Genomic DNA, 8,171 nt, shown 5'->3' with positions numbered 1-8,171 from the left:
GTTGTGGATACAGTTGCGGGGAGAGCACCAAGCTCACGTTGGGATCCCGCAGCAGCTCGATGTTGGACTGGAGGATCAAGCCGCGCCGCAATTCTTCCCTGTCGAAATCATCGTAGAAGATGCTGACCGGAGGCTGACGGTTTAATGAGTCGAAGCGCAACCGAATGGGCAGAGGCAGAAACAAGACCTGGTCGAAGGCCAGTTGGCCGGCCTCGGCAATCAAAAGGCTGGAGCCATCGGCTTGCAGGGTGGAGGTCACCCGTGGGCTACGAATCTCCAACTCCGGCGGATCCAGCGGGTCGTTGGTCAGCCGCACCTGTTCTCCTTCCCAGGTGTTGGCATCGAAGCGGATGCGAACGGCACGAAAGCGCACCAGCCGCTGCGGAGAGAGGGCGGCTGCCGGGGATCCACTGGCCTGCAACTGGCCAATATCCACCTGCCCGAAGGCCTCTTCCAAAAATCCCCGCTCTTGCTCAAAGTCGTACTCCAGCCGGGATCCCTGGATGCGCTGCCGATCCAGTTGAATAGAAACATTGCCCTCGGCCACAGCCCGCCGCTGTCGCAGTTCAATGCGCAGGCGATCCGCCCGCAACACAGAGCGGCCCAGCCGCATCTCCACATTGCCTTCTGCTTGGAAGACTTCCGCCCGTTGATCGAAGGTTTGCCGGTCAGAACGCAGCCGTAACGTTCGGTCGGCAACGGCGCTGAGGTCAGTCGTATCCATGGGCTGAGCGCCCCCCTTCTTCTGGGACTCCACCTGAGCCGCAGTAGGGCCGGCAACTGCTAACCCCAGCACCCCCAAGCAGAGCCAGAGCAACCGCAACCCTCTCATAATCACCCGGCGCAAAACTTCAACACAGATCCCCTACGGCTTCCCCAGCCCGCTAGCTTGTGGCCAACTGGGAAAGGTTGAGGACTCGGTTGAGCTTGCCGCTGCGGTAGCCCTCCAAATCGAGACTGACATAGAGATAGCCGAAGGATTGCAGGGCCTTGACCAGCGCTTCCAGATTGGTTTTCTGCACAAACTCCACGATCTGATCCGGAGGAAGTTCGATGCGGGCGGTGTCCTTCTCCGAGCGCACCCTGACCTGCCGCCAACCCAAGCTGCGCAAGTAGCGCTCCGCCGCTCCCACCCGACGCAGCTTCTCAGGGGTGATTGCCTCCCCGTAGGGAAAGCGAGAGCTGAGGCAGGGTTGGGCCGGTTTATCCCACCAAGACAGCCCCAGGTGGCGAGACAATTGCCGCACCTCCAGCTTGCTCATCCCCACCTCCGCCAAAGGGGAACGCACGCCGCGCTCCCGAGCTGCCTGTGTCCCCGGTCGGTAATCGGCCAGATCGTCGGCATTGAGACCATCCACCACATGGTTATATCCCTGGGCTTGGGCCAACAGGCGCAAGGTATCGTGCAAGTGACTTTTGCAGAAGTAACACCGGTTAACAGGGTTGGCGGCGTAGCCCGGATCTTCCAGCTCGTGGGTTTCGACGATCTGATGGCGGATCCCGATTTGCCGAGCCTGCTGAATTGCTTCTTCCAAATCTTCGGGCAGCAGCGAAGGAGAAGCAGCGGTGACGGCCAGGGCCCGCTCCCCCAGCTGATCGCAGGCCAACTTGGCCACCAGGCTGCTATCAACCCCCCCAGAGTAGGCCACCAAGACCTGCTCCATCTCGGCGAAGATCTGGACAAGCTGCTGGAACTTGTGCTGCAGGACGGGATCCCACTCCAGCAGGGGGTTGGCCGCTATTCCTCCCTCTCCCGGGGGGAGAAGGTCGAGACGAGAAGCGGTTGGGTCTTGGGTTGTGTTCATGAAGCCAGGAGATGCCAAACGTTTGGAGAACCAAGCAAGGGCACCGTCTCGCCACCGCCGGCAGGAGAAAAGCCGGTTGCTATCAGGGGCAGGGATCCCCCCTCTTTCTATTCTTTCCCAGAGATCCCCGATTTTCCAACGCTTCCCTCCAGCTTGGGATGCGGGATCCCTCAAGGAAAAGTAGACAATTGGGCAATCTATCCGTAGTCCGCTCACCCGCTGTCGCGATGGTGCTATGCCTCCGGCACCCTACCGGGAACCGCACCGCTTCGCGATACGCTGAATAAGATGGGTTGCAGTGGCCCCTTATAATTTTTTCTGGGTTCTCTGCCGCAATTGACCTCACAGCTTTTTCCGGCGACACTTGCTACAGCCAATGCAGAGATCTCTCTTGGCTATGGGGATCCCACCTATCTTGCAGAACTTCATGAAACTTAGAAAAAGCGGTACCCCTCTCCTAGCGCACCATGGCTTTGCAACTTGAACCCGCCAGCCCGCCAGAAGTGGCCGTCTATCAGCCCTATTACGCTGTTGCCCGCCGACAGTACCTAGCCCTTGCGGTGGGCCTCTACAAAAAAGCCAGCTTAGAAGGGCAGAGGGCCATCGAGGGGGAAGAGCCTGTCCGCTTCTTGGCCAGTTGGCACATGTCCCCGTTGCCCTCGGATCTGACGGTGGTTCAGGTGATCTTTGCTCAGGATGCAGATCTCACCTATCAGCTCTCCATCGCCAACTACGAGTTTGTGGATTATCTGATTGATGTCGTCTCTTTGGTGCAGCGCGGACAACAGCCGGATTTCTCCACCGCCTTTTACAAGAAACTGATGCGATATGAAGATTGATCTGGGTTGCTCAGCCACCATCACTCTCTACGACACCACACTGCGGGATGGGGCCCAGCGAGAGGGGCTATCGCTGTCGGTGCAAGACAAGTTACAGATTGCCAAGCTGCTGGATCGGCTGGGGATCCCGTTTATTGAAGGGGGCTGGCCAGGAGCCAATCCCAAGGATGTGCAGTTTTTCTGGCAGATGCGGGAAGAGCCCCTAGAGCAAGCCGAGCTGGTGGCTTTTTGTTCTACCCGCAAGCCGGGGCGGCGGGCGGCAGACGATCCCATGCTGCAGGCCATTTTGGCGGCGGGCACCCGCTATATAACCGTCTTCGGCAAGTCTTGGGATCTCCACGTCACCGAGGGCCTGGGCACCACGCTGCAGGAAAACCTGGCCATGATCCGCGACACCATTGCCTATCTGCGATCCCAGGGGCGGCGGGTCATCTACGATGCCGAGCACTGGTTCGACGCCTATCGCCACAACCCCGACTATGCCCTGCAAACCCTGGTGGCGGCTGCCGAGGCAGGGGCAGAGTGGCTGGTTCTCTGCGATACCAACGGCGGATCCCTGCCCCACGAGATTGCGGCGATCACGGCAGCTGTCTTGGCAGAATCCCATCACCTGCAGCACTTGCCCCTAGGGATCCACACCCACAACGACTCCGGCACTGCTGTGGCCAATGCCCTGGCGGCGGTGCAGGCAGGGGCGCGCATGGTGCAGGGCACCATCAACGGCTATGGGGAACGCTGCGGCAATGCCGACCTGTGCAGCGTCATTCCCAACTTGCAACTGAAGCTGGGCTATCGCTGTCTGCCGCAAGAGAAGCTGCAACACCTGACGGAGATCTCCCGCTCCATCAGCGAGGTGGTCAATTTGGCCCCGGATGACCATGCGCCGTTTGTGGGCCTATCGGCCTTTGCCCACAAGGGCGGGATCCACGTCAGCGCCGTTCAGAAAAACCCTCTCACCTACGAGCACATCGCCCCGGAGCAAGTGGGCAACTGTCGCCGCATTGTGGTCTCGGAACAGGCGGGGCTGAGCAACATCCTCCACAAAATGGCCGGATTCGGGATCCGGCTGGAGAAGTCGGATCCGCAGGTGCGCTTGATTTTGGAGCGGCTGAAAACTTTGGAGCTGCAGGGCTATCAGTTTGAGGCGGCTGAGGCCAGCTTTGAGCTGTTGGTGCGGGGCTTGCTGGGACAACGCTCCCATCCTTTTGAGGTGCTCAGCTTCAACGTGACGACCACCACACGCTCCGATTGGAACAGCAAAGACTGGGATCCCAGTGGCGAAGCAACGGATGTGCAATCTTTGGCGGCGGTGAAGATAGCGGTGCAGGGGCAAACTCGGGTGACGGCGGCGGAAGGCAATGGGCCGGTGGCCGCTCTGGATGGGGCGCTACGCAAAGCGCTGCTGGAGTTCTATCCCCAACTGGAGGCGATTCACCTGTCCGACTACAAGGTGCGCATTTTGGACGGGCGGGCCGGCACCTCGGCCAAAACGCGCGTGCTGGTGGAGTTCAGCGACGGTCACCGCCGCTGGACCACGGTGGGGGTTTCCACCAACATCATCGAGGCCTCCTGTCGGGCTTTGGTGGAGGGCTTTGAGTATAGCCTGCTGCCGCCCAGCTCTCCTTTGCCGGCTGCGGCAGAGCACCGTTCTTCTCCGCTGGCTGCAAAAACGGCCTCCCCTTGAAGAAAAACCTTCAACTGGCTTTACCCTGGCAGCGCCCCTCTACCCCAGCAAGCTAAACCGTAACCACGACAGCTATGCGAATCATCGGCCTGACAGGCGGAGTGGGCACGGGCAAATCCACGGTGGCCCGCATCCTGGAGCAGCACGGGATCCCAGTAGCCGATGCCGATCAAATGGCCCGCCAGGCCTTGGCGGTGGGATCCCCCATTCGCGAGCGGGTACTGGAACGCTATGGGAAGGCCATCCAAACACCCTCCGGGGATCTGGATCGCCGGCGGTTGGGCCAGATCGTGTTTGCAGATGCCGCTGAGCGGGCTTGGCTAGAGGCCCAAATCCACCCTTTCGTTAGAGCTCAACTGCAAGATTTTCTGTCCGCGTTGGCGGAGCAGAGCTCTAAAGTCCATGGGGTGCCGCTTGAGGAAGAGCCTGCCTCCCAAAAGCGTAGCGGGGTAGGATTTTCTTCTGGGCAGGGATCCCAAACCGTTTGTCTGATGATCCCGTTGCTGTTTGAAGCCCACCTGCAGGGGTGGGTGAATGAAATTTGGGTGGTGACTTGCACTCCAGAGCAGCAGCGGCAACGCCTTGCTCGCCGGGATCTTCTTACACCGGCAGAAATCGAAGCTCGCATCGCCAGCCAGTGGCCTTTGGCGGAAAAAGTGCGCCGTGCCGATGTGGTGCTGGACAACTCCGGATCCCTGGCTGAGCTGGAAGCCCAGGTGAAGCAAGCTTTGGCGTCGGCGGGCCAGAGGCCATTTGCCTCACCCCCGCGGGCCGGATACAGTGACGGGTAGGGTCTGGTGGGACGGATCCCTTGGTATCCATGTACGGGTGGGTTGAGGGAGAAACGATGCAGGAAGCAGGCTGCGTTGGCGAGACGGAGTTTGCTCAAGCTCTGGCCGCGCGGGAGCGGGAAATCCAGCTTTTGCGAGAGCGCAATCGCATCTTGCAGGGCCAGATAGACCTTCTGGAGCTGCGCCAAGAAAAGCAACACCGGCAAATTCGCAGCTATGAGGCGGAGATCGAGCAGCTTTACCAAGAGAAGCAGTTGCTGGAGCAGATGATTCAAGAGTTGCCAGAGCTCTACCGGCGCAAGCTGCAGGCCCGCCTTCAGCCCATTCGCGAGCGCATCGCCGCCATCCAGGCCGAGAATCGCCAGCTTAGGAAGGAGTTGTACCAGCTCAGCTACCGCGTGCAGCACATGGATCAGCTTGACTCGCCCGGCTGGAGAGTGCAACTGCCCCAGCTTCCCTCTCTGCGTCGCCGGGATCCCAAATCCTCAGCGGAGCGGAGCACAAAAGCTCTGCCGGTCTCCCCCCCTGGTGTCCAGCCCTGCTCTTGATGGGCAGGGAGGGATCCCGCCATCGAGAAGCCAGAATAGGAGAGCCCCGGTGGGATCGCGTCAGCAGAGCAGAGCTCTTGCGCGGTTCCGGTTGGGGCGCTGCTTGCTTGGAGATCCCGGAAATGGCCACCGCTGGCAACTATGAACCCCTGCATTTAAAATACCGCCCGCAGCGCTTTGCCGATGTGGTCGGCCAAGGAGCGGTGGTGCAAACGCTGGCCAATGCCATCCGGCTGGGGCGGGTGGCGCCTGCCTATTTGTTCTGCGGGCCGCGGGGCACGGGAAAAACCTCCAGCGCCCGCATCTTGGCCAAGTCTTTGAATTGTGAACAGGGGCCGACGCCGGATCCCTGCCAGGCGTGCAGCCAATGCCGCGCCATCACTGCGGGAGCCTCCCTGGATGTTCTCGAGATTGACGCGGCCAGCAACACCGGCGTAGACAACATCCGCGAGCTGATCGAGCGGGCCCAGTTTGCCCCGGTGAACAGCCGCTACAAAGTCTATGTCATCGACGAGTGCCACATGCTCAGCAATGCGGCCTTCAACGCCTTGCTGAAAACTCTTGAAGAGCCGCCCCCCCGCGTGGTATTTGTCCTGGCCACCACTGACCCGCAGCGGGTTTTGCCCACCATTGTTTCCCGCTGTCAGCGGTTTGACTTCCGCCGCATCCCCCTCGACGACATGGTGGCCCACCTGGGCAAGATCGCCGCCCAAGAAGGGATCCCTATCACGCCGGAGGCGCTGCAACTGGTGGCCCAACTTTCCCAAGGGGGCCTGAGGGACGCCGAACGCCTGCTGGACCAGCTCAGCCTCTTGGAAGGATCCATCACCCCGGAGGCGGTTTGGGACTTGGTGGGCGGGATCCCGGAACAGCAGCTTTTGGCTCTGATGGATGCGCTGCTGGCTCAGGATGTGCAGGCGGTGCTCAGCCAAACTCGACAATTGTTGGAGCGGGGCAAAGAGCCCTTAGCCCTGTTGCAGAACTTGGTGGCCCTTTACCGGGATCTGCTGCTGGTCAAGACAGCCCCCCAGCAACGGGAGTTGGTGGCTGTAACGGACTCCACCTGGGCAGCCCTGCAGCAACGGGCCCCTCGCTACTCGGTGGAGATACTGCTGGCAGCCCAGAGCCATCTGCGCCAGTGTGAGCCGCAAATTCGTCAAAGCGGACAGCCCCAACTGTGGTTGGAAATTGCCCTAGTGGATCTGCTGGGCCAGCTGCGCCCAAGCATGGTGGCTGAGGATTCAGCGGAACGGAGTCCTTTCCCAGCCCTTGACCTATCTCCTGCACCCCAGAGAACTCCCCCGGACGGGACAGCCCCTCCGGCCCCTGCTGCGACCATCAGCCCATCAAGCCCATCAACTGTTGGTGAGATAGATGAATTAACTGTTGGGCCTTCAGCCTCCCCTGCTGTTGCGTCGAGCCAGAAGGCAGATCGCGCTACTCGGACGGAGTCCTCGGAGCAGCCCAGAGAACCGGCAAGGGACGCCGCCACAGTCAAGCTGCTGCGCCCCCACTGGGACGAGTTCCTCAAGCGCCTCTCTCCCCTCACCAAGGCTCTGATGGGATCCGGCCACCTGCACCAAGAGACTCCTGAAGCAATTACCCTCGCCTTTCCCAGCAAGGGTTTGGTGGAAAAAGTGCGCAGCAAAGAAGCCGAACTGCGGTCGGTGCTCCACAACCTGCTGCAGCGCCCTGTGCAGCTCAACTTGATTGTGCAGCGGGGGCCGGATGTTTCCATTCGCGTCAGCGGTGCGGAGTCCTCGGCACTGCTCAGCCGAGAAACAGACCTGCCCCCCGCCCCCCCGGATCCTGTCACCACGCCGGGGTTGCAGAGCGATAGCACCAACAGTCGTGCTTCCTCAAGGGAGCCCAGAGCAGAACCGCAGAGCCACGGCCTTGCCCAGCGACAGCAACATTCCCCTTCTGACTCCAGCCCACCTTCGCCAGAGCCTGAGCGGGACAATCCTATGGGTGGCCCCAAGGTGGCCGGCTTGGCAACCCAAGGACTTTTTCCTGCCGGTGCGAACAAAGTGCTCCGCACCGCTGTCGCGACCGATTCTCCAAGTCGTGCAGAGCGCCGCGACACCCTGCACGGTGGGCAGTCCTTCGAGCTAACCCAGGAGCTGGCGGAGATTGCCCGCCGTTTTGCCGACCACTTCAACGGCAGCTTGGTGGATTTGGAAGGGGTGTTGGAGTCTGACGTGACGGGATCCACGGAAGAGCTCTCCTCAATAGAGGCTATAGAAGCCGAGGGATCCCCTGACCTGCTCTCCGGTGAGACCTACGGCTCGCCAACAGGAGCAGAGCCGTCCGCGTCAGCGGGGCGGAGTCCTCATCCCCTAGACTTTCCCAATCCAGTAAGGAATCCGTCCTACCGGCGTGAGCAGTCTTCTCAGCTTGCCGTTCGCCTCAGCGGGACGGAGTCCTTGGAGGAGGAGCATGCCTCTAACCCCCAAAACCCTGAACTTTGCTGAATTTACTGAGCTTTAGGCGGTTTGGCAAAA

The 8,171-nt window shown here is 60.8% G+C and carries 7 protein-coding genes; 5 read left to right on the top strand and 2 right to left on the bottom strand.

Annotated features, from left to right (window positions below):
* Together NW837_RS12795 and larE are read right to left on the bottom strand one after the other, a co-directional pair.
* Positions 1–832: DUF3769 domain-containing protein (locus NW837_RS12795; RefSeq protein ID WP_414332030.1), on the bottom strand; the 832-nt coding region annotated here is incomplete at its 3' end.
* Positions 833–884: 52 nt separating this feature from the next.
* Complete coding sequence (gene larE / locus NW837_RS12790; RefSeq protein WP_414332028.1) at positions 885–1,805, bottom strand: ATP-dependent sacrificial sulfur transferase LarE; 921 nt, start codon at positions 1,803–1,805, stop codon at positions 885–887.
* A gap of 467 nt (positions 1,806–2,272) precedes the next feature.
* Here larE and ebsA point away from each other — a divergent pair, with 467 nt between their 5' ends.
* The 5 genes from ebsA to NW837_RS12765 all read left to right on the top strand — a co-directional run bounded on the left by ebsA (position 2,273) and on the right by NW837_RS12765 (position 8,141).
* Positions 2,273–2,644, top strand: a complete 372-nt coding sequence (gene ebsA / locus NW837_RS12785; protein WP_414332026.1) for a type IV pilus biogenesis protein EbsA — start codon at positions 2,273–2,275, stop codon at positions 2,642–2,644.
* Positions 2,634–4,328, top strand: a complete 1,695-nt coding sequence (gene cimA / locus NW837_RS12780; RefSeq protein WP_414332025.1) for a citramalate synthase — start codon at positions 2,634–2,636, stop codon at positions 4,326–4,328. Before ebsA ends, cimA begins: the two co-directional genes overlap by 11 nt.
* A gap of 74 nt (positions 4,329–4,402) precedes the next feature.
* A complete protein-coding gene (gene coaE / locus NW837_RS12775) occupies positions 4,403–5,119 on the top strand; it encodes a dephospho-CoA kinase (protein WP_414332023.1) in 717 nt (238 codons plus the stop codon).
* Positions 5,120–5,148: 29 nt separating this feature from the next.
* Positions 5,149–5,667 carry a hypothetical protein gene (locus NW837_RS12770; RefSeq protein ID WP_414332021.1) on the top strand — a complete coding sequence of 173 codons (519 nt, stop codon included), beginning with the start codon at positions 5,149–5,151 and terminating at the stop codon, positions 5,665–5,667.
* A gap of 122 nt (positions 5,668–5,789) precedes the next feature.
* Positions 5,790–8,141: a DNA polymerase III subunit gamma/tau gene (locus NW837_RS12765; protein ID WP_414332032.1), complete on the top strand. Its 2,352-nt coding sequence runs from the start codon at positions 5,790–5,792 to the stop codon at positions 8,139–8,141.
* Positions 8,142–8,171: the final 30 nt, after the last annotated feature.

It is taken from the genome of Synechococcus sp. R6-10, assembly GCF_047461815.1.
GTDB lineage: Bacteria > Cyanobacteriota > Cyanobacteriia > Thermostichales > Thermostichaceae > Thermostichus.
Note: the sequence above shows the minus strand (reverse complement) of the source record. Positions and strands in the feature narration are given on the sequence as shown.